Source organism: Stetteria hydrogenophila (assembly GCF_054657575.1).
Genome location: NZ_BAAHYL010000001.1, coordinates 581,615 through 601,161, shown reverse-complemented (window position 1 = coordinate 601,161; position 19,547 = coordinate 581,615). Strand labels below are relative to the sequence as shown.

At 69.2% G+C, this 19,547-nt stretch carries 24 protein-coding genes; 20 read left to right on the top strand and 4 right to left on the bottom strand.

Annotation, left to right across the window (positions count from 1 at the left end; translation table 11 throughout):
* The first annotated feature begins 75 nt into the window (after window positions 1-75).
* From ACYQ3J_RS03180 to ACYQ3J_RS03120, 13 genes are read left to right on the top strand one after another with little or no spacing between them, the layout of a single operon-like run.
* Entirely contained in the window at window positions 76-861 is a 786-nt protein-coding gene (locus ACYQ3J_RS03180; protein ID WP_460124396.1) for a thiamine pyrophosphate-dependent enzyme, read from the top strand.
* On the top strand, window positions 842-1,789 hold the full coding sequence (locus ACYQ3J_RS03175; protein ID WP_460124394.1) for a transketolase family protein: 948 nt from the start codon (window positions 842-844) through the stop codon (window positions 1,787-1,789). The genes ACYQ3J_RS03180 and ACYQ3J_RS03175 overlap by 20 nt, the downstream gene beginning before the upstream one ends.
* A complete protein-coding gene (gene aroF, locus ACYQ3J_RS03170; protein WP_460124391.1) occupies window positions 1,786-2,583 on the top strand; it encodes a 3-deoxy-7-phosphoheptulonate synthase in 798 nt (265 codons plus the stop codon). The genes ACYQ3J_RS03175 and aroF overlap by 4 nt, the downstream gene beginning before the upstream one ends.
* Window positions 2,565-3,659: a 3-dehydroquinate synthase gene (gene aroB, locus ACYQ3J_RS03165; protein ID WP_460124388.1), complete on the top strand. Its 1,095-nt coding sequence runs from the start codon at window positions 2,565-2,567 to the stop codon at window positions 3,657-3,659. Before aroF ends, aroB begins: the two co-directional genes overlap by 19 nt.
* Window positions 3,617-4,330: a type I 3-dehydroquinate dehydratase gene (locus ACYQ3J_RS03160; RefSeq protein ID WP_460124385.1), complete on the top strand. Its 714-nt coding sequence runs from the start codon at window positions 3,617-3,619 to the stop codon at window positions 4,328-4,330. The genes aroB and ACYQ3J_RS03160 overlap by 43 nt, the downstream gene beginning before the upstream one ends.
* On the top strand, window positions 4,306-4,956 hold the full coding sequence (locus tag ACYQ3J_RS03155) for a shikimate dehydrogenase family protein (protein WP_460124382.1): 651 nt from the start codon (window positions 4,306-4,308) through the stop codon (window positions 4,954-4,956). The genes ACYQ3J_RS03160 and ACYQ3J_RS03155 overlap by 25 nt, the downstream gene beginning before the upstream one ends.
* Window positions 4,910-5,191, top strand: coding sequence for a shikimate dehydrogenase family protein (locus tag ACYQ3J_RS03150; RefSeq protein ID WP_460124379.1), 282 nt, complete (start codon window positions 4,910-4,912; stop codon window positions 5,189-5,191). Before ACYQ3J_RS03155 ends, ACYQ3J_RS03150 begins: the two co-directional genes overlap by 47 nt.
* Complete coding sequence (locus ACYQ3J_RS03145) at window positions 5,184-6,032, top strand: shikimate kinase (RefSeq protein WP_460124376.1); 849 nt, start codon at window positions 5,184-5,186, stop codon at window positions 6,030-6,032. The genes ACYQ3J_RS03150 and ACYQ3J_RS03145 overlap by 8 nt, the downstream gene beginning before the upstream one ends.
* A 1-nt stretch (window position 6,033) precedes the next feature.
* Window positions 6,034-6,816 carry a 3-phosphoshikimate 1-carboxyvinyltransferase gene (locus ACYQ3J_RS03140; RefSeq protein WP_460124373.1) on the top strand — a complete coding sequence of 261 codons (783 nt, stop codon included), beginning with the start codon at window positions 6,034-6,036 and terminating at the stop codon, window positions 6,814-6,816.
* Window positions 6,782-7,303 carry a 3-phosphoshikimate 1-carboxyvinyltransferase gene (locus ACYQ3J_RS03135; protein ID WP_460124370.1) on the top strand — a complete coding sequence of 174 codons (522 nt, stop codon included), beginning with the start codon at window positions 6,782-6,784 and terminating at the stop codon, window positions 7,301-7,303. Before ACYQ3J_RS03140 ends, ACYQ3J_RS03135 begins: the two co-directional genes overlap by 35 nt.
* Entirely contained in the window at window positions 7,300-8,406 is a 1,107-nt protein-coding gene (aroC, locus tag ACYQ3J_RS03130) for a chorismate synthase (protein WP_460124367.1), read from the top strand. Before ACYQ3J_RS03135 ends, aroC begins: the two co-directional genes overlap by 4 nt.
* Window positions 8,367-8,606: a chorismate mutase gene (locus tag ACYQ3J_RS03125; RefSeq protein WP_460124363.1), complete on the top strand. Its 240-nt coding sequence runs from the start codon at window positions 8,367-8,369 to the stop codon at window positions 8,604-8,606. Before aroC ends, ACYQ3J_RS03125 begins: the two co-directional genes overlap by 40 nt.
* Window positions 8,607-8,653: 47 nt before the next feature.
* On the top strand, window positions 8,654-9,607 hold the full coding sequence (locus ACYQ3J_RS03120) for an NAD(P)-binding domain-containing protein (RefSeq protein WP_460124360.1): 954 nt from the start codon (window positions 8,654-8,656) through the stop codon (window positions 9,605-9,607).
* Here the strand turns inward: ACYQ3J_RS03120 and ACYQ3J_RS03115 are convergent.
* On the bottom strand, window positions 9,591-10,484 hold the full coding sequence (locus ACYQ3J_RS03115) for a methyltransferase domain-containing protein (protein WP_460124357.1): 894 nt from the start codon (window positions 10,482-10,484) through the stop codon (window positions 9,591-9,593). The two genes, ACYQ3J_RS03120 and ACYQ3J_RS03115, sit on opposite strands and share 17 nt — an antisense overlap.
* A 132-nt stretch (window positions 10,485-10,616) precedes the next feature.
* Complete coding sequence (locus tag ACYQ3J_RS03110) at window positions 10,617-10,856, bottom strand: U6 snRNA-associated Sm-like protein LSm6 (protein WP_460124641.1); 240 nt, start codon at window positions 10,854-10,856, stop codon at window positions 10,617-10,619.
* Between the two features lie 128 nt (window positions 10,857-10,984).
* Here ACYQ3J_RS03110 and ACYQ3J_RS03105 point away from each other — a divergent pair, with 128 nt between their 5' ends.
* The 7 genes from ACYQ3J_RS03105 (at window position 10,985) to mobA (ending at window position 18,055) form a co-directional block, all read left to right on the top strand.
* Complete coding sequence (locus tag ACYQ3J_RS03105; protein ID WP_460124354.1) at window positions 10,985-11,701, top strand: phosphoribosyltransferase family protein; 717 nt, start codon at window positions 10,985-10,987, stop codon at window positions 11,699-11,701.
* Window positions 11,702-11,797: 96 nt separating this feature from the next.
* Window positions 11,798-13,153 (top strand): BMP family ABC transporter substrate-binding protein, encoded by a 1,356-nt coding sequence (locus tag ACYQ3J_RS03100; protein ID WP_460124351.1) that lies wholly within the window; start codon window positions 11,798-11,800, stop codon window positions 13,151-13,153.
* A gap of 29 nt (window positions 13,154-13,182) precedes the next feature.
* Entirely contained in the window at window positions 13,183-14,727 is a 1,545-nt protein-coding gene (locus ACYQ3J_RS03095; protein WP_460124349.1) for an ABC transporter ATP-binding protein, read from the top strand.
* A gap of 8 nt (window positions 14,728-14,735) precedes the next feature.
* The gene (locus ACYQ3J_RS03090; RefSeq protein WP_460124347.1) at window positions 14,736-15,713 is read left to right on the top strand and encodes an ABC transporter permease subunit; all 978 of its coding nucleotides are present in this window, start codon (window positions 14,736-14,738) and stop codon (window positions 15,711-15,713) included.
* The gene (locus ACYQ3J_RS03085; RefSeq protein WP_460124344.1) at window positions 15,706-16,569 is read left to right on the top strand and encodes an ABC transporter permease subunit; all 864 of its coding nucleotides are present in this window, start codon (window positions 15,706-15,708) and stop codon (window positions 16,567-16,569) included. Before ACYQ3J_RS03090 ends, ACYQ3J_RS03085 begins: the two co-directional genes overlap by 8 nt.
* 61 nt (window positions 16,570-16,630) lie before the next feature.
* Window positions 16,631-17,146 carry a YbhB/YbcL family Raf kinase inhibitor-like protein gene (locus ACYQ3J_RS03080; RefSeq protein WP_460124341.1) on the top strand — a complete coding sequence of 172 codons (516 nt, stop codon included), beginning with the start codon at window positions 16,631-16,633 and terminating at the stop codon, window positions 17,144-17,146.
* Window positions 17,147-17,188: 42 nt separating this feature from the next.
* Entirely contained in the window at window positions 17,189-18,055 is an 867-nt protein-coding gene (gene mobA, locus ACYQ3J_RS03075) for a molybdenum cofactor guanylyltransferase (protein ID WP_460124338.1), read from the top strand.
* Between the two features lie 72 nt (window positions 18,056-18,127).
* Here the strand turns inward: mobA and ACYQ3J_RS03070 are convergent, their stop codons facing one another.
* Both ACYQ3J_RS03070 and ACYQ3J_RS03065 read right to left on the bottom strand, forming a co-directional pair.
* On the bottom strand, window positions 18,128-18,871 hold the full coding sequence (locus tag ACYQ3J_RS03070) for a formate dehydrogenase accessory sulfurtransferase FdhD (RefSeq protein ID WP_460124335.1): 744 nt from the start codon (window positions 18,869-18,871) through the stop codon (window positions 18,128-18,130).
* A gap of 15 nt (window positions 18,872-18,886) precedes the next feature.
* The gene (locus ACYQ3J_RS03065; protein ID WP_460124332.1) at window positions 18,887-19,546 is read right to left on the bottom strand and encodes a hypothetical protein; all 660 of its coding nucleotides are present in this window, start codon (window positions 19,544-19,546) and stop codon (window positions 18,887-18,889) included.
* Window position 19,547 lies beyond the last annotated feature (1 nt).

Sequence of the window (19,547 nt, the reverse complement as noted above, 5' to 3'; positions counted from 1 at the left end):
GTGGAGCGGGGTGGAGAGGCAGCCGGGCTTTGGGGGCGCGATGGAGCGCCAATGGGGCGTGATGCAGCGCCAATATTGAACCCGTCCGCGGTCCACTCCATTCTCGCCCGGGGCCTGAAGCCGGGCCCCGAGGGGTTGAGCCTCCTCTCCGAGCGCGTTGAGGCCGCTCGGAGGAGGCTCCTGAAGCTCCTCGCCCCCGTCGGGGGCTGGCACGTCGGGTCCTCGCTCTCGTCGCTGAACATAGTCGCGGCCCTCTACGGCTACTGGGTCCCCGTGGGGGCGCTGAGCGGCGTCGAGAGGGTTGTGGTGCTGAGCAAGGGCCACATGGCGCCTGCGCTCTACGCGTGGCTCGCCACGGTGGGCGTGCTGGGCGAGGAGGAGCTGGAGTCCTTCGCGAGGGCCGGGTCGAGGCTCCAGTCACACCCGGACGCCTTGAGGCTGAGGGGGCTCGTCGCGGCGTCGAGCGGCTCGCTGGGGCAGGGGTTGTCGATAGCCAACGGGATAGCGCTCGCGGCTAGGATAGACGGCGTCGCCAGGGAGGTCGCGGTGCTCCTCGGCGACGGGGAGCTTGACGAGGGCCAGGTGTGGGAGGCCGCCGCGACCTCGGCGTCGCTGGGCCTCGACAACGTGATCGCAATCGTGGACAGGAACATGACGCAGCACACCGGGCCGACGGAGGAGGTGAAGCCGAAGGAGCCCCTCGCGGCGAGGTGGGCGGCGTTCGGCTGGCACGTCGAGGAGGTCCCCAACGACCTCGCGGCGATAGTGGGGGCGCTGGAGAGGCTCTCGAGCGTCAAGGGGAAGCCGAAGGTGATCATAGTCAGGAGCAGGGGTGCAGGCGGTGGAGGCGTTGAAGAGTAGGAGGGGGAGCTACAGGAGGGCCCTCGGCCGGGCGCTCGTCGAGGCGGGCGAGCGCTGCAGGGACGTGGTAGTGCTAGACGCCGACACGCCAACCTCGACGAAGACCATAGCCTTCGCCAGGGCGTTCCCCGAGCGATTCTTCAACATAGGGATAAGCGAGCAGGACCTCGTGGACACCGCCGCGGGCCTGGCGATAGCCGGCAAGATCCCCGTCGCCGCGGCGTTCGCAATGTTCCTGATGAGGGCGTGGGAGCAGGTGAGGAACACCATAGCTAGGGACGGGTTGAACGTGAAGCTAGTCGGCACCCACGCAGGCCTCCAGGACTACATGGACGGCGCGTCCCACCAGGCGTTCGAGGACGTCGCCCTCATGAGGACCCTGCCGGGGTTCGCGGTGCTTGTCCCCGCGGACGAGGCAGCGGTCAGGGCCCTCGTGCTGGAGGCGGTGCTCAACCACAAGGGGCCAGTGTACCTGAGGCTCGGCAGGGACGACGCCCCCGTGGTCTACGAGGAGGGTGAGGAGTTCAGGGTAGGGGGCTCCAAGGTGCTCATCGACGCGGTCGACGCTGTGATCTACGCCTACGGCCCGATGGTCGGCGTGGCCCTGGAGGCGGCTAGGATCCTGAGGAGGCAGGGCATCCACGCGGGCGTGGTCGACGTGTACACGGTTAAACCCATAGACAGGGAGACGGTGGTGAGGCAGGCCAGGAAGGCCGGCCTGGTCTTCACCCTCGAGGACCACAGCGTCTACGGCGGCCTAGGCTCCGCGGTCGCCGAGGTCCTCTCCGAGGAGGCCCCCACGAGGGTGGTCCGCATAGGCGTCCGGGACTCTTTCGGCACGAGCGCCCGCAGCTACCCCGAGCTCCTGGAGTACATGGGCCTCACCCCCGAGAGGATGGCCGAGCGGGTCAGGGGTGAGATCTCGTGAGCCTCAAGCTCGTGACTAAGGATTACAGGGAGAGGACTATAGTGGATGTTGGAGGGGTGAAGATAGGCGCGGGGAGGTCCGTCGTCGTGGCGGGCCCCTGCGCCGTCGAGTCGTGGGAGCAGATCAGGACCGCCGCGCTGGCTGTGAAGAGGGCCGGGGCCCACATACTGAGGGGCGGAGCGTTCAAGCCGAGGACGTCGCCCTACAGCTTCCAGGGCCTCGGCGTGGAGGGGCTCAAGCTCCTCAGGATGGCCGCGGACGAGGCAGGGCTCCCAGTCGTCACGGAGGTCCTCGACCCCAGGCAGGTGCAGCTCGTCGCCGAGTACGCGGACGCCCTCCAGATCGGGGCTAGGAACATGCAGAACTTCCCCCTCCTCAGGGAGGTGGGCAGGGCGGGCAAGCCGGTGTTCCTCAAGAGGGGCTTCGGCGCCCGCATAGACGAGCTCCTGGCGGCGGCCGAGTACATACTCGCAGAGGGGAACGACCAGGTCGTCCTGGTGGAGAGGGGCATCAGGACGTTCGAGACCTCGACCAGGTTCACGCTCGACATAGCCGCGGTGCCCGTGCTGAAGGAGAGGACCCACCTCCCCGTCATAGTGGACCCGAGCCACGCCGCTGGGAGGAGGGAGCTGGTCCCGCCCCTAGCGAAGGCGGCGCTCGCCGCCGGGGCGGACGGGATAATGGTGGAGGTCCACCCCGACCCGGACAGGGCGCTCTCGGACGCTAGGCAGCAGCTCACCATCGAGATGTTCGAGCGCCTCATGGGGGAGCTGAGGTGGATGAGGCTACTCTAACCCTCAGGAGCGAGAGGAGGGCCAGGATAGTTGTGGGGAACGGCTCCCTCTCCCTGCTCCCCCGGCTCGCCGCGGGCCTGGACTCCTACATGGCGGTGGTCGTCCACGACCCCGGGATCCCTGGCGGCCTCGTCGCCAGGGTGAGGAGGGGCCTCGAGGAGGCCGGGCTGAGGACGCTCGTGCACCCGGCGAGGCGGGGGGAGGAGGCGAAGACGATTGAGGCCGTGGTGGAGATCTGGGAGTTCCTCGCCAGGGCGGGGGCGACGAGGGACACGCTCCTCGTAGCAGTGGGGGGCGGCGGGGTGCTAGACGCCGCCGGCTTCGCCGCGGCGACCTACATGAGGGGGGTGAAGCTGGCCTACGTCCCCACCACCACGCTCGCCCAGGCCGACGCCGCCATAGGCGGCAAGACAGCGATCGACGCGGCGGGCGTGAAGAACCTCGTCGGGGCCTTCTACCACCCCGACCTGGTGGTGGTTGACCCCTCGATCCTCGCCGGGGCGCCCGAGGAGGCCTACACGCCCGGCTTCGCGGAGGTGGTGAAGCACGCCGCCATCAAGGGGAGGGAGTGGGTTGAGTGGCTCCGCTCCAAGGCGCCTGGAGTGAAGGCTAGGGATCCCCGCGTGCTTGAGGAGGTCGTGAAGTTCAGCGTCTCGGTGAAGCTGGAGGTCGTGGAGAGGGACTACACTGAGGCCGGGTACAGGGCGGTCCTCAACTTCGGCCACACCATAGGCCACGCCGTGGAGGCCGCGAGCGGGTACAGGATCCCCCACGGCTACGCCGTCTCGGTGGGGTTGAACGCTGAGTCACGGATGGCGGTGGAGCTGACCGGGCTCCCGGAGGAGGAGGCGGGGCTGCTCGCTGAGACCCTGAGGGCGTTCGGCCTCCCCCTCAAGGCCCCTCCCCTCCCCGGGGATCCCCTGGCGGCGCTGAGGCTGGACAAGAAGTTCAGGAGGGGCAAACCGAGGCTGCCCCTACCCAGGAGGCTCGGCGACTTCGAGATAGTAGAGGTCGACTGGGGGGTGCTGGAGTCGTGGGTGCCGAGGCTGATCCCTACTCGAGGGTCTGCGGCGTGATAGCGGCGAGAACGGTCGAGGAGATGCTTGGAGCCGTCGAGAGGGCGAGGGCTGGAGTGGTGGAGCTGAGGCTCGACTACCTCCGCGACCCACGCGGGGCCGCGGGCCGGCTGAGGGAAGTGGTGGAGGCCGCCCACGGGAGGGGGAGGAGGGTCGTGGCGACGCTCCGCGACGCGGGCGAGGGCGGCCGCTACGCGGGCCCCCCGGAGGTTAAGGCTTGGATCCTCTCCAAGGCGGTGGAGGCCGGCGTGGACTACGTCGACGTCGAGGCCAGGAGCCCCGCCTTCGAGGCCGTGGCGTCGCTCGCCGCGGAGGCCGGGGTAGCGGTGATAGCGTCGCACCACAGGCTCGACTCCCCCCTCACCGCTGGGGAGGTGCTCAGGATAGCCCGGGAGGCGCTCGCCGGGATCCCCGGCGGGGAGGCGGTGGCGAAGGTTGTCTACGCCTGCAGGGAGCCGCGGGACGAGCTGGCCGCGATGCAGGCCGTGGCGGAGATGAGGGGGAGGCTCATAGCGTTCGCCGCCGGCGAGGGGTGCATGATCTCGAGGATCGCCGCCCCCCTCCTGGGGGCGCCTTTCACCTACGCCCACGAGCACGGCGGACCAGCGGCCCCCGGGCAGCCGGGCGTGGAGGAGGTGGTGACGCTTTGGCGCCTCCTCAGGGCCCTGTGAGGCTCTACATCATAGGGAGGCCCGTCTCCCACAGCCTGAGCCCGGCGATGTTCAACAGGCTACTCGCCCGCGCCGGGATCCCGGGGAGCTACGAGCCCCTCGAGGTCGGCGACCCCGGGGAGCTGCCGGGGGTGTTCGAGAGGCTCAGGAGGGAGGCCAGGGGGTTCAACGTCACCATCCCCTACAAGACCCACGCCGCCCGCCTCGTCGACGAGGCGTCGGAGGACGCCGCGGAGATCGGGGCGGTGAACACGGTGAGCGTGGAGTCCGGGAGGCTGAGGGGATTCAACACCGACTGGCTCGGCCTCCTCGGCGCCCTCAGGGAGGCCGGGCCCCTGAGCTACTCCAGGGCCCTCCTCATCGGCGCGGGCGGCGCGGGGAGGGCGGCGGCCTACGCCCTCGCCAGGGTGGTGGACGAGCTGAGGATCGTGAGCAGGGGTGGCCGCTCCGCCGAGGAGCTTGCGGGGAGGGCGCTCGAGTGGGGGGTGAAGCGTGCGAGGTGGGCCAGGGCGGAGCCGGGGAGCCTCGCGGAGCTGGCCTCCGGCGTCGACCTGGTGGTGAACGCCTCCCCCGTCGGCCATGGGGGATCCCGGCGCCACGCCGCTGCCGGCCGGGCTCATCCCTGAGGGCGCGGTGGTCGTGGACATGGTCTACACTCCCCTCGAGACGAGGCTCCTGCGCGAGGCGAGGGCCCGGGGGTGCAGGGTGGTCGACGGCCTCTGGATGCTCGCCCACCAGGCCGCCGTGAACGCCAGGATCTGGCTCGGCCTCGACGTGGACGCCGGGGAGCTGAGGAGGTACGCTCTCGAGGCCCTCCAGGGCCGCGGCGGGGGTGAGGGGGGTGCCCCGGGGGGTGGGTAGGGCTCACGCGGCTGTTAGCGTGGTCAACGCCATAGCCACGGGTGTGGGCGGCGCGGTGGGCGTCGACATCCCGGTCGAGGCCGCCGTCGAGGTCGACCCGGGCGGCCGCGGGGTCTCCATCGACTCCGCGACGCCCTGGGGCAGGGTGGAGCCCCCGGAGCGCCTGGCGGGGGCGCTGGCCTGGCTCGCCTCAATGCTTGGCCTGGAGGGCGGGCTCCTGGTGAGGGTTAGGAGCGGGATCCCGCCCGCCTCGGGGCTGAAGAGTAGCAGCGCGGTGGTCAACGCTGTAACCGCCGCCCTCCTGGACGCGGCGGGGGAGAGGCTCAACGCAGTGGGGGTGGCGAGGCTCGGCGTCGAGGTGGCGAGGCGGGCGGGGCTCACGGTGACGGGTGCGTTCGACGACTCCCTGGCGACGGTCGCCGGCGGCGTCTTCGTGACCGACAACCCCTCCATGAGGATCCTCAGGCACTACACGGTGGAGGACGGACTCTACGTCGTGGCCGCGGTGAGGGGGGAGAGGAGGATTGACACCGTGGACCCCGAGGCGTTCAGGGCGCTCCGGGGGGCCTACGAGAGGGCGGCCCGCCTAGCCCTGGAGGGCGAGTGGCTGGCGGCGATGACGCTCAACGGGCTCACCACGCTCGCAGCCACAGGCTGGGACCCGCTGGCGGCGGAGCTCGCGGCGAGGGCGCTAGCCTCCCCGGGGGTGCTCGCGGCGGGGGTCTCCGGTAAGGGCCCGGCGGTGTTCGCCGTCACCAGGGACCCGGGGGCGGTGAGGGAGGCCTGGAGCGGCTTCACCGGCATAGTCATCCTGGAGGCCGGGATCCTGGGGGGTGGGTAGCGTGATCCTTAGGGTGCGCCCAGCCAGGCGAGTCGAGGGCTCGGTGCAGGCTCCTCCGTCGAAGAGCTACACCCACCGGGCGCTCTTCGCCTCGCTCCTCGCCTGCGGCGAGTCCATGGTGCGGAACCCCCTCGTCTCAGGTGACACTGAGGCGACGCTCTCCGCCGTGGAGAGGCTCGGCGCCCGCCTCGAGTGGACGCGGGGGGCGGTGAGGGTCCAGGGCGCCTGCGGCCGCCCCGAGCCGCCTGCGTGGATCTACTGCGCCGGCTCCGGGACGACGCTGAGGATAGCGACCACCGTGTCGAGCCTGGTGGGTGAGCCCGTGCTCCTCTACGGCAACGAGACGCTGAGGAGGAGGCCGATGAAGCCGCTCCTCGACGCCCTCGCCGGGGTTGGGGTGGAGAGCCTCTCCCGCGACGGCTACCCGCCCGTCGCGGTCAGGGGGCCCCCGGGGAGGGGGAGGGTTAGGGTTGACGCGAGGCACAGCTCGCAGTTCGCCACCGCCCTCCTCTTCATAGCGCCTGTTGCCGGGCTGGAGGTCGAGGCCATAGGACCCGTGGCCTCCAGGCCCTACCTGGACGTGACGCTGAGGGTGCTGGAGGCCTACGGCGCCCGGTTCTACAGGGACGGCTACGAGTACTTCGCCCCGAGGGGGCTGGGGCTCCGGGGGGCCGAGTTCAGGGTGCCTGGGGACTACTCCTCCGCAGCGTTCATGCTGGCCCTCGGGGCGATCGCTGGCAGGGTGAGGGTTGAGGGCCTCGACCCCGGCGACGGTCCAGGCTGACAGGGCGATCGTGGACATCCTTAGGGCTATGGGCGCCCGCGTCACTGCTGGAGACGGGTTCGTGGAGGCCGAGTCCACCGGCTCCCTCGAGGCGGTGGAGGCCGACTTGAGGGACTCGCCCGACCTCGCGCCCGCCGTCGCTGCTGTAGCGGCCCACGCGAGGGGCGTCACCGTCCTCAAGGGCGTCGAGCACCTGGCCTTCAAGGAGTCGAACAGGCTCGAGTCCATCACCGGCGCCCTCAGGGCGGTGGGAGTCGAGGCCTGGGCGGACGGGGGGAGGATATTCATCAGGGGCGGGAGGATCCGCGGGGGGAGGGCCAGCGCCTACAGCGACCACAGGATAGCCATGATGCTCGCCGTCGCGGCCGCCGCGGCCGAGGGCCCCGTCGAGATCGTGGGGGCTGAGAGGATCAGGGACTCCTACCCCCAGTTCCTCGACCACCTCTCGAGCCTGGGCGTCGAGGCGGAGGTGGTGGCCGGGCCTTGATCGGGAGGATGTTCAGGGTCTCCATATTCGGGGAGAGCCACGGGAAGGGCGTGGGGGCCCTCATCGAGGGCTGCCCCCCGGGGATCCCGGTTGACGAGGAGTACCTGGCGAGGGAGCTGGCCAGGCGCAGGCCCGGGGGGCCGCTCACGTCGCCCCGGAGGGAGGGGGACTGGCCGGAGATACTGGCGGGCGTCTTCAACGGCAGGACGACGGGGGGCCCGATACTGGTCTTCATCAGGAATAGGGACGTGGACTCGAGCTTCTACGAGCAGGTCGTGAAGCGGAAGCCCAGGCCCGGGCACGCGGACTATGCTGCGAGGGTGAAGTACTGGGGGTTCAACGACTACAGGGGCGGGGGGCACAACTCGGGCAGGCTCACCGCGGGCGTCGTCGCCGCCGGGGCGGTGGCGAGGCGGCTCCTCGAGCTCTTCGACGTGAGGGTCTACGCTTACATCAAGCGGGTGGGGAGCGTTGAGGCGAGCGTCGAGCCGGTTGACGACCCGGAGTTCAGGGAGAGGGTGTACTCTAGCCCCGTCCGCTGCCCCGACCCCGAGGCGGCGGCGAGGATCGAGGAGGAGATCAAGAGGGCGGTTGCGGAGGGCGACAGCCTCGGCGGCGTAGTGGAGGCGGTGGCGTTCAACCTCCCCGTGGGCCTCGGGGAGCCCCCGATGGACGGGCTGGACAGCGACCTCGCGAAGGCCCTCATGTCCATCCCCGGAGTGAAGGGCGTCGAGGTCGGGGCGGGCTTCCGCCTTGCCTCCATGAGGGGGAGCGAGGCGGCGGACGAGTGGGTGCTCCGCGACGGCAGGGTGGTGGCGGCCAGCAACAACATGGGCGGGGTGAATGGGGGGATAAGCAACGGGATGCCCCTCGTGGTGAGGGTGGCGTTCAAGCCGACCTCGACGATAAGGAAGCCCCTGAGGACCGTCGACCTGGAGGCTATGGAGGAGACGGTGATAGAGGGGAGGGGCCGCCACGACCCCTGCATAGCCATCCGCGGCGTCGCGGTGGTGGAGGCCTACGTCTCCATAGTGCTGGCTGACCACCTCCTGAGGTGGCTGGCATGGCAGCCCGTGAAGTCGAGGATATTAGGAGAGCGATAGACTGGATCGACGCCGAGATACTCAGGCTCCTGGAGGAGAGGATGAGGCTATGCCGGGCCATAGGCGAGGCCAAGCGCCGGGCGGGGGCGCCGGTGAGGGATCCCGGCAGGGAGGAGGAGGTGCTACGCCGGGCCGGGAGGTTCAGGAGCGTGTTCGAGGAGATCGTGAGGCTGTGCCGCGAGGAGCAGGAGGGCTGCTAGCCGCCTTGGACCGCGCAACTTAACCGCTGAAGGAGCGCGTAAAGCACTTGAATCCGTCCATAGCGCCCACCAGGGGGGCAGGGCCCCAGCGTGGGCAGCGCGCTAGGCGGGTGCAGGGAATGGACTTCAAGGTAATCGGCGTCGTGGGAGCGGGTAGGATGGGCTTAACGCTCGCCAGGCTCATGAAGCCCGCCGGGTTCGAGTTCGTGTTCCACGACATTAGGAGGGAGGCGCTGGAAAGGGCGTCGGCAGCGGGCTACGCGGTGGCGGAGAGCCTCGAAGACCTCGTGGGCAGGGTTGACGCCGTGATGGTGGCGGTCAGCCACGACGCCATGAAGCCCGTGATCAGCTACCTAGCGGACCTCCTAGCAAGGCCGGAGGCGAAGGCCAGGCTGGTCTTCGACATATCAACGTTCAAGGAGGGGGTGGTGGAGGCCTACGAGTCCGTGCCGTCCAAGGTGCTCGCCGCCAGCGTCCACCCGCTCTTCGGCCCCGGCGCGAGGGATCCCAGGGTGCACACCGTCGCAGTCATGCCTGTGCCAGGCCACGGCGAGGAGGGTGCGAAGGCCGCCGCCGGGATCTTCGAGAAGGCTGGGTTCAAGGTGATCCATACAACGGTGAGTGAGCACGAGGAGTCCGTGGCCTACACGATCGGGTTGAGCTACGTCATCGCCACAGCCTTCTCCCTCACGGTGAAGGAGAGGTGGAAGCGTTCCCCCAGGATTTACGGGATAACGTTCAGGATACTCAAGTCCCTCGCCAGCACCGTGGCGACGGACCCGGTGGACTTCGTCGAGTACGTGCTCTCCAACCCCAGGGTGAGGAGGGCGGCGGTCTCCCTGGTCCACGCGGTGGCCTCGATACTAGACGACCCCAAGGCTGCGGCGCCCGCTGCGAGGGAGCTGACGGCGGGCGAGGAGGACAAGCTGTACAGGACGCTCTACAAGTGCCTCGAGGGCGTCCCCGAGGACGGCGGCGAGGGGGTCACCTCGGCTTCCTAGCCACCACCCCCAGGCTCCTCGGGTCCACCCTCACGTCCTCGAAGCCCACGCTCCTCAGCCTTGAGGCCACGCGGCCGGGGAGGTTGAGGCGCTTCAGCCTCCCCGGGTTGCCCGTGTAGTGGTAGAGTATCCCCCCCGGCCTGAGGACCCTGTAGAGCTGCCTGTAGAACTCCGTGGAGTAGAGGCCGCTCGTCGCCCCTGTCAGCCTCGGGGGGTCGTGTATCACCCTGTCGAAGTATCCGTCGGGGAGCGCCTCGATCGCCCTCGTGGCGTCGGCGTGGTAGAGCCTTACCTCCCCCCGTCCGAGCCACTCGCTCCACGGGTTCCTCTCGTCCACCCAGAGCACGGCCTCGCTCGCCTCGAAGGCGACGACCTCCGAGGCACCCGCCTCGAGGCTCGCCCTAACCGTGTACCCGGCGCCCGCGCATGTGTCGAGCACCCGGTGGCCCCGCCTCACCCTGGCAGCCCTCACCTTAGCCCTCGCGTCAGTCAAGGGGTCCACCCCCTCGACGCGGTGCATGTGGATCCCGTCGATCTCAATGGTGGGCGGCCACCCGGGGCGGGTGGGGGCGAGCTTGACGTAGCCGCTCCCACGCCTCCACTCCACGGCCGAGACCCCCTCGCCCTCGACGTAGGCGATGATGACCCTCCTCCTCGACGCCCACTCCAGCGCCTCGACGGGGAACGGGGCCCCATCCAGGACCACTAGCCCCCCGCCCTTGGAGTCGACGCGGGCCAGCCTGTAGCCGTGGCCCACCCACACGAGCGACCCGCGCTCGGCCCTGAGGGCCTCGCCGGCCTCCCAGGGGGCGAGAGCCACCCTAGCCCTGAGCCTGTAGCTCCACCTCAGCCCCTCCAGCCAGCCGGGGCCCTCCAAAGCCGCGCAGCCCTCCCAGCGTGGAGAGGCCGGGGGGCCGGCCTCCCCGGGGAGTGGAGGCGCCTAAGCCTCCCCGAGCGCGCCGAGGGGTTTTAGGATGGGCCTCCCACGGGGCGAGGCCGCCGCCCCTGTTTAGGCTCCGGTGTAGTCCGGCGCCGCCTTCTCGGGGTTGAAGCTCACGTAGAGGATCATGCTCCCCCTCACGAACACCGTGCCGTACTTGGCCACGATCTCCTTGCCCCCGTTCCTGACCTCTACGCAGTCCTCCAGCACGATGTTCATAGTGTTGTCGGTCATCTTCAGCGTGCCGATGTACTCGCTTTTATCCTTCAACTTCACGTAGACGGGGTTGCCTATGTGGTCCCTTAGCATCCTGAGCGGCGGGGTCCGCTTGAGAGCCTCGCTCGCCACGCCCATTCTCCCCGGGCACCGCGTAGGGGCCGGGGGCGGGTATTTCAACCCATAACCCAACCACGCGCTCATCCGGGAGGCTTGAGGGCTTGGAGCCCGGGCTCGGCAGGCTTAAGTACCAGGTGCTGGTCGTCGACATCCTCAGGGCGTTGAAGGAGAGGTACACCTACACCGAGCTCTCTAGGAGGCTGGGTGTCGACAAGGCCAGGCTGGCGAAGTACGTGTCTGGCTCGGTGGCGCCGAGCCCCTTGAAGGCGGTGGAGCTGTGGGAGAGGATACGGGGGGCCTTCAAGCCGGCCATGCTGGTCCTCGAGGCCGCCGCGAGGTACGGCGGGCTCCTCGACCTCTCGCCGGTGCTCGAGGACCCGGCTATGCTGAAGATAGCCTCCCTCGACTTGGCCGAGCGCTTCCAGGGCGCTGGGGTTACGAAGATCCTCGCACCGGAGGCGGGCGGGATCCCGCTCGCCACCGCCATGTCCCTGATCTTCAACGTGGGCCTAGTCATCGCCAGGAGGAGCAAGGAGAACCCGCTCGCGGACTACATCGAGGAGCACATAGTGGAGTCTCCAAGGGTCTCCAGGATATTCTACATACCCAGGGACTCCATCAAGAGGGGTGACAGGGTGCTCATAGTGGACGACATAGTCCAGACGGGCTTCACGCTCGCCGTGATGAGGAAGCTCGTGGAGAGGAGCGGGGCCAGCCTAGCAGGCGTCGCCGCCCTCGTGGTGGTCGGGGACGAGTGGAGGGAGAGGAGCGGGGTAAGCCACGTGGAGGCGGTGGTGAGGGTCAAGAAGCCCGGGTGAAACGTTGCATCAGCTATGACAACTAGCCGTGGAGGCGGCGATGACACGCTCCCATTTTAACCGCGACCCCGCGGCAGCCCCGCACGGGGAGCCGGGATGGCCGGCGTCACCAGGAGGGACTTCCTCAAGCTCACCGCCGCCTTCGCAGGCGGCCTGGTACTCGGGGGAGTGGCCGGCTACCTAGCGGGCGGCAGGCAGCAGGGAGGCCGGCAGGCCCCCACGACGCCCGGCGCCACCGCCACGACGACCACCACCTCCACGCCCGCCCCAGCCACCACGCCTCAAGGCGGCAGGAAGATCAGGGCGCTCTGGATATACGTCGGGCCCATAGGCGACTACGGCTGGACCAGGGCGCACCACGACGCGAAGGAGGCCGTGGACTCCAAGTACCCGTGGCTGGAGACTGTTCACATAGAGAATGTGAGCGAGACCGAGGCCTACAATGTCATAAAGAGGGAGCTGGAGGAGAGGAGCTACGACGCAGTCTTCGCCACGAGCTACGGATTCATGGACGCCGTTAAGAGGCTCGCCAGGGAGTACCCTGAGATCCGCTTCTACCACTGCAGCGGCCCGTGGGAGGAGTTCAAGGACCTCCCCAACGTGGCGACGTACTTCGCGGAGTTCTACCAGCTCTACTACCTCAACGGCATTGCAGCCGGAGCAGTCACTGAGACCTGCAGCGTGGGCTACGTCCCAGCGTTCCTCATCCCCGAGGTGGTCAGGCACATAAACGCCTTCGCCATCGGGGCTTTGCATGGAGCCAAGCTGATGGGCAAGTGCGGCGACGGCTCGAGGCTCAACATATACGTGACTCCCCCGCTCAACAGCTGGTTCGCCCCCGACAAGGCCAGGGACGCCGCCAAGGCTCTCGTGGACCAGTACGATGTGGACGTCATAGCTTACACGGAGGACTCAACGGCGATACCCGAGACCGCGGAGTCCTACTGGGACCAGGGCATGAAGGTCTACAGCTTCAGCCACTATAGCAACATGTACGAGTACTTCAAGAAGCAGGGTAGGACCCTGAGGAACCACCTCACCGGCCAGATAGCGAACTGGGCCCCCATCTACGAGTACCTACTCGTCAAGCTCTACGCCGGCGCGGCGGTGAAGGAGGACGTCTGGGCGAGGATAGGCGACTTCACCCCCATCCGCTGGAGGAGGCCCGTGGAGGAGTCCACCGCCGGCCAGCCGGAGGGCGCCGTCTACCTGGCCCCGCTCAACACGCAGGCGATACCCGCGAAGGCCTTGGAGGAGATAAAGAGGAGGTACGAGGAGATGAAGGAGCTGCTCTTCGAGCCCTTCACCGGGCCCATCAGGGGCTACAAGATCGACGCCACCGGGAAGCCGCTCGAGGAGCCGACGCTGAAGGTGCCCGAGGGCGTGAGGCTCGGCAGGAACGAGCTCTGGACCATCGACTGGTTCCACGAGTCGATAACGACGCTCGTCTAGCCCCCTGGCTCCTGGAAGGGGTTTTGGGCTTGGAGGGTGGAGGAGAGGCGTTGCCCACCACCCCCCTTCTTTCCGCCCGGGGTATAGTGAAGGTTTACCCGAACGGGGTCGTGGCTAACGACGGGGTCTCACTCGACGTCTACCCCGGCGAGGTGCTGGGCCTCCTCGGCGAGAACGGCGCTGGGAAGACGACGCTCGTCAGGATCCTAGCCGGCGAGCTGAAGCCCACGAGGGGCGAGGTGCTAGTCGAGGGCCGCCCCGCCCGGTTCAGGGGGCCCCTCGACGCCCTGAGGGCTGGAGTCGTGCTGGTGCCCCAGCACCCCCGCCTCTTCGATGGGCTCAGGGTCGTGGAGGATATTGGGCTCACGCTCAAGCTCGCCGGGAGGAGGCTCAGCCTCCAATCCTTGAGATCGCTTGTGAGGAGGCTCGCCGAGGAGTACGGCCTCGACGTTGACCCTGACGCGAGGGTCTCGGGGCTCTCGATGGGTGAGAGGCAGAGGGCCGAGATCATAAGGGCGCTCGCGCTCGACGCCAAAGTGCTACTCCTAGACGAGCCGACCACGCACCTGACCGTGGCCGAGGCGGAGAGTCTGGTCAGGCTCGCCAGGAAGCTTGCAAGCGAGGGGCGGGGGGTAGTGTTCATAACCCACAAGCTCAGGGAGGCGCTGGAGGCCTCGGACAGGATAGCGGTGATGCGCGCCGGGAAACTGGTGGGGGTGCTCAGGGCGGGGGAGGCGAGGCCCGAGGACCTCATGAAGCTGATGTTCGGGGAGAAGGTCCTCTCCAAGCCTCCCGCCAGGCCCGCTCCCCCCGCCTCCGCCGCTGGCGCCGCCCCGGAGCATGGGGGGCCGCTCCTCCGAGTCGAGGACGCGTGGGTCAGGGGCAGACATGGAGGCTGGTCCGTCCGCGGGGCCAGCCTCGAGGTTAGGCCGGGCGAGGTTGTGGGCATCGCAGGCGTAGCCGGCAATGGGCAGAGGGAGCTGTTCGAGGCGATCGTCGGCACGCTGAAGCCGGAGAGGGGCAGGGTGCTCATAGCGGGGGTCGACGCCACCAGGGCGCCCCCGATTGAGAGGATCAAGCTGGGCATGGCGGTGGTCCCCGAGGAGAGGCTCGGCTGGGGCCTCGTGCCGGGGAAGAGCGTGACGTTCAACGTCGCTCTGGGCCACGCCTTCACCAGGCGGGGGTTCCTAGTGGACTGGGCTTGGTTGAGGAGCCTCGCGGTTGAGGCCATCAAGCTCCTCAGGGTCAAGGCTAGGAGCCCGGAGGACCCCGTGGACTCGCTGAGCGGGGGGAACATGCAGAGGCTCATCGTTGCGAGGGAGGTGCTGAGGAGGCCGAGGCTCCTAGTCGCCATGAACCCCACGGCCGGCCTCGACTTGGAGGCAGCCATGGAGGTTAGGAGCGTGCTCGTGAGCGTCGCATCGAGGGGCGCGGGGGTCCTCGTGTTCTCCGAGGACCTCGACGAGCTCCTGGAGGTGTCGGACCGGATCCTCGTGATGAGCAGGGGCCGCCTCCACGGGCCCTACGCGAAGCCCTATAACCTGGAGGCAATAGCGGCCGCGATGACGGGGTAGCCGGAGGGGTGCGTGGCTGGCTCGGGGCGGCGGCTGCGGCGGCAGTGCTGGCGATGGTGGCGGTAGCGGCGCACTTCACGAGCGCTGGGGCTCTAGGCGTCGCCAGGGAGGTCATCGGTGTATTCACTAGCCCCTCCGGACTCGAGGCGGCCGTCAAGTACATGGGGCCCATCACGTGCTCCGCCGCGGGCCTCACCCTCGCCTACAGGGCTGGCTTCATAACGATAGGCTCGGAGGGCCAGGTGCTCCTAGGCTCCGCCGCGGCCCTCTGGCTCCTCGCCTACGCCTGGCCCACGGCCCCCAGGGCGGGGGGCGTCGCGGCTGCGCTCGCCCTCGCCGCCCTGGTAGGCGCGGCGTGGGGCTCCATCCCGGGGCTCCTCAGGGTCTACGCCAGGGTTAACGAGGTCCTGAGCAGCCTGATGCTCAACTACGTCGCCCTCTCGGCCTTGAACTACCTCATCGCGGGCCCCTGGAGGGCTGGGGCCTTCACCGCGACCAGGCCGGTGCCGGACGAGTACAGCCTCGGCTACCTGCACATCGCAGTCGTTGTCGTGGCGGCCGCGGTTCTCTTCGAGTTCATCCGGGCCAGGACGAAGCTCGGCGTCGCAGCCGAGGCATACGGGGCCGCGGTGAGGGCGGCGGAGACGTACACCCTGCCGAGGCGCACCCTCATCCTCGCGGTCGCAGTGCTCTCCGGCGCCGCCGCGGGCCTCGGTGGAGGGCTCATGATGCTCTCCTTCCAGAGGAGCTTCCAGGCCATGAGCCAGCCCCCCGGCTACGGCTACATGGGCGTTCTCGTCGCCTGGCTATCCGGGACCAGCGCCCTCGCCACGCTCCCAGTCTCCCTCTTCTTCTCGGCCCTGGTCGTGGCCGGCTACTCCCTCCAAGCGCTCGGCGTGCCCTTCAACTTCGTCCTCCTAACCCAGGCCATGGCGGTGCTCGCCGCCGCCCTGCTCAAGGCGGGGAGGGGTGTGAGGAGTGGCTAGCCTGGCGGCGGTGCTGGCGGCCTCGCTCGCCAACGCCACCCCCCTCATGCTGGCCGCCCTCGGGGAGACGCTGGTGGAGAGGACCGGCAGGGTTAACCTGGGCGTCGAGGGGATGATGGCAGTCGGCGCCGCCATGGGCGTGCTGGCGGGCGTCGAGACCGGGTCCCCCGCGGCCGCCCTGCTCGCGGGCTCCCTCGCCGGCGCGGTGCTCTCCCTCATCTACGCGGTCGCAGTCGTAATCCTGGGCGCTGACCAGATAGTGACTGGCCTCGTAACCGTCTTCGCGGGCCTGGGCCTCGCTGACCTCATCGGCCTCGCCACCCACGGCGCCCCCGCCCCGCCGCTGCCCAGGGTTAAGGGCTCCGTGGACGCCGTCATGGCCCTAGCCGTCGCCCTGGCGGTGGTGGAGTACTACCTGCTCTACCGCACCTGGCTCGGCGTGGAGCTGAGGGCGCTCGGGGAGAGCGAGGAGGCGGCTGAGTCGAGGGGCCTCAGGGTGGTCAGGCTTAGGGTTGCAGCGGTGGTTGCCGGCGGCCTCCTCGCCGGCCTCGCCGGCGCCTACATGTCGGAGGCCCTGAGCTACGGCCGCTGGTACTCTGGCATGACCGCCGGGTGGGGGTGGATAGCGGTTGGCCTCGTGATCCTCGGCTACTGGCACCCCCTCGGCGTCGCCGCGGCGAGCCTGTTCACCGGCGCGCTCTTCGCCGCCCGCCCCCTCCTCCCGAGCCTCGGGATCCCGGCTGAGATAGCCGACGCCACGCCCTACCTGGCTGTCCTCGCGGCCCTCGCGACGGCGGCGACGCTCGCCCCCAGGCTGGGCGTGACGCCGCCGGCGAGCGTGTGGAGGGAGGACTAGCCCCCGCGCCGGGGTGCAGTTAATTCCCCTCCCGGCGCGCTACACCACTCGGTGGCCCCGGATGCCCCTCTTTGGGAGGAGGCGCAGGGACTACCTGGTAGCCTCTGGGTCCAGGTTCACCCTCGAGAGCCCCGCCTTCGGGGACGGCGCCAGGATCCCCAGCAGGTACACCTGCGACGGGGAGGACGTCAGCCCGCCCCTCAGGTGGAGCGGCGCCCCCGGCGAGGCGAGGAGCTTCGCTTTAATCATGTACGACCCAGACGCCCCCGTCGGGACCTTCATCCACTGGGTGATCTACGACATACCAGCCGACGCCTCGGGGCTCCCGGAGGGGGTCCCGGCTAAGGAGAGGCTGGAGGGCCTCGGCCTCCAGGGGGTTAACGACTTCAGCCGGGTAGGCTACGGAGGCCCCTGCCCGCCGAGGGGGCATGGGGCTCACCGCTACTACTTCGCCCTCCACGCGCTCCGCGTCGAGACACTCGGCCTCCCGCCCCGGGCCACCGCCGACGAGGTGGTTGAAGCGATCAAGCCCCACGTTGTCGGTCACGCGGTCCTCATGGGGACCTACGAGAGGTGACCCCGGGGGGAACGCTCGGACAGGGGAGCGAGGTGCCCTTCTTTGACCCTCTGCGCCGTCCTCGCGGGCGGGGCGTCGCTGAGGTTCGGCGGCAGGAAGCTGGCGTGGAGGCCCCCCACGGGCGGGCCCCCGCTGCTCGCGAGGGTGGCGGCCGCGCTTGAGGAGAGCGGGGTCTGCAGCCGCGTCGTGGCTGTCGCCACCCCCCTCACGATCGGCGACGTGGAGGAGGCGCTTGGAGGCTCGTACGAGGTGGTAGTGGACCCTGCGTGGCTGCCCTGCAGGGGCCCAATCAAGGGCGTAGCCGCGGCCGCAATCGAGGCGGGGCGGGAGGGACTCCAGCTCGCGGCGGGCGACATGGCCTGGCTCACCCCCAGCGCGGTCTCAAGGCTCGCCGAGCTGGCCGAGAGGGAGGGCGCCGCGGCGGCTGCCCCCATGTGGGGGACGGGCTTCATTCAACCCCTGGGGGGCCACATCCGAGACCCGGGCCTCGCCCTCGAGGCCTGCCTCAGGAGGGGCCACCTGGCCAGGCCCAGCGACGTCTACAGGGCCGCGGCGAGGCTCCTCCTCGTGGGCTCCTCCCTGCTCGGCGACAGGGACGGCAGGACGTTCGTGAGCGCCAACACGCCGGAGGAGCTGCTTAACCCCGAGCCCGAGCCGCCGGGCGAGGGCCTGGTCGACGCCTCCAGCGCTACGAGGCACTACAGGGAGGCGCGGAGGCTAGAGCTAGCCGTGGGGGAGCCCAGGGCCTACACGCACTACTACCTGGAGGCGCTCGAGTACAAGAGGCTCGGCGTGGCCCACCTGGCGAGGCACGCCTGGCAGGACTACTGCGAAGCCCTAAGGAGGCTCGGCCACCACGAGAGCCCCGGGAGCGGAGCCCCCCTAGCGTGGTGCAGGGGCAGGTCCTAGTGAAGGGCTCGGGGAGGCGGGCGGGTCGCGTCGAGTAACCCGAATACTGCCAAGGAGGGAAGGGGAGGGTTCTCAGTGGCCCAGGAGCTCCCCTGAGAGGAGGACCAGAGACCGCCCGTCCCGGGTCCTCGCATTGGCCACCAGCGTGACGCCCAGCCTCCTGGCGGCCTCCACCCCGCTCAGGAGGGGGCCCCTAAGGCTCACGACGAGGCCCACCCCCACGCTGGCCAGCCTGGCCACCATGTCTGCGGAGACCCTGCCGCTGATCGCTGCCGCCAGCCTCTTCCCCTCCGCGAGGAGGCCCGCCCTCAGAGCTAGCCCCGCGAGTTTGAGTGTGAGGGTGTGCCTGCTCACGTCGTGGGCCACGACTGCGAGGCCCTCGTCTAGGCTGTAGATCGCCGCGGTGTGGGCTGAGACTCCGTAGCGGCGGCCAGCCGTCCTCCCAGGGAAATCCGAGTATATGAGGCGCACGTCGCGCCAAGTGTAGGGGCCACGCGCCGCTAGGCGCTTGGGGGCTAACCCCTCACCCCCGCACTCGGATCCCGCCGGGAGGCCCTCCACCTCCACCTCTACAGCGTCGCCTCGCACCGTCACCCTGACAGCGCCCGCGTCCATCACTCCGAGCTCGCTGGCGGCGAACCCCAGCCCGACGTCTTCGAGGTTCGAGGGTGTGGAGACTAGCTCGCCGCACTCCCTGGAGTTGACTATGAGCCTGTAGACCCTGTCAACCGCCAGCCTGACGCCGCTAACCTCCTCATAGGCTACTCCGCCCTCGGCTGCCAGCCTGAACTCCTGCAGCCCGTCCAGGCCCGACAACGCTGCGGCACCTCCCTAGACGTTGAAGCTGTCCAGGATCAAGTTAATGAAGGCGACATCCACCTGGTCCACGTCCCCCCACACCACGGCCAGCTTGTAGCCGCACTTCCTGCACACCCTGACCTCGAGCACCGGGGTCTCGCCGCGCTCCTTGCTCCTGAAAAGGTATACCTCGAAGTTATCCCTACCCATCCCCCTGCAGGAGGGGCAGAGCCACTCGTTGTATGGCCACTCAGCCCCGCACGTGCACCTAGCCACCGCGTCGTGGCCCGCGAAGAGGCCGGTCTCGCCGCGCTTCAGCACCACCACCCGGGGCCTGCGGCCGCAGACCGGGCAGACCGGGGAGTCCCTGGGAGCCGTGGCGAGTCTGCCCAGCTCCCTGCCTAGCTCCAGGTACAGCCTCCTCCTGACCAGGTAGTCTGCGAGGTCCTCGTTGCCCTCCACAAGGCTCAGGGCGCTTCTCCTGAGCTCTTCCAGGTTTTGAACCCTAGAAATAAGGGGCCCCCCGCCCTGGGGGGCGTCGGTTAAAAAGGGTTTGGGGAGCTTGGAGGCCAGGGAGTCCAGCTCCCTGACGAGCCCCTCCAGCTCCCTTAGGTCCCTGCGGCACTCCTCGTCCTCGCCGCAGCGAAGCTCCTCGGCAAGCTCTCGCAGCTCCCTGTTCAAACCCCTACTCAAC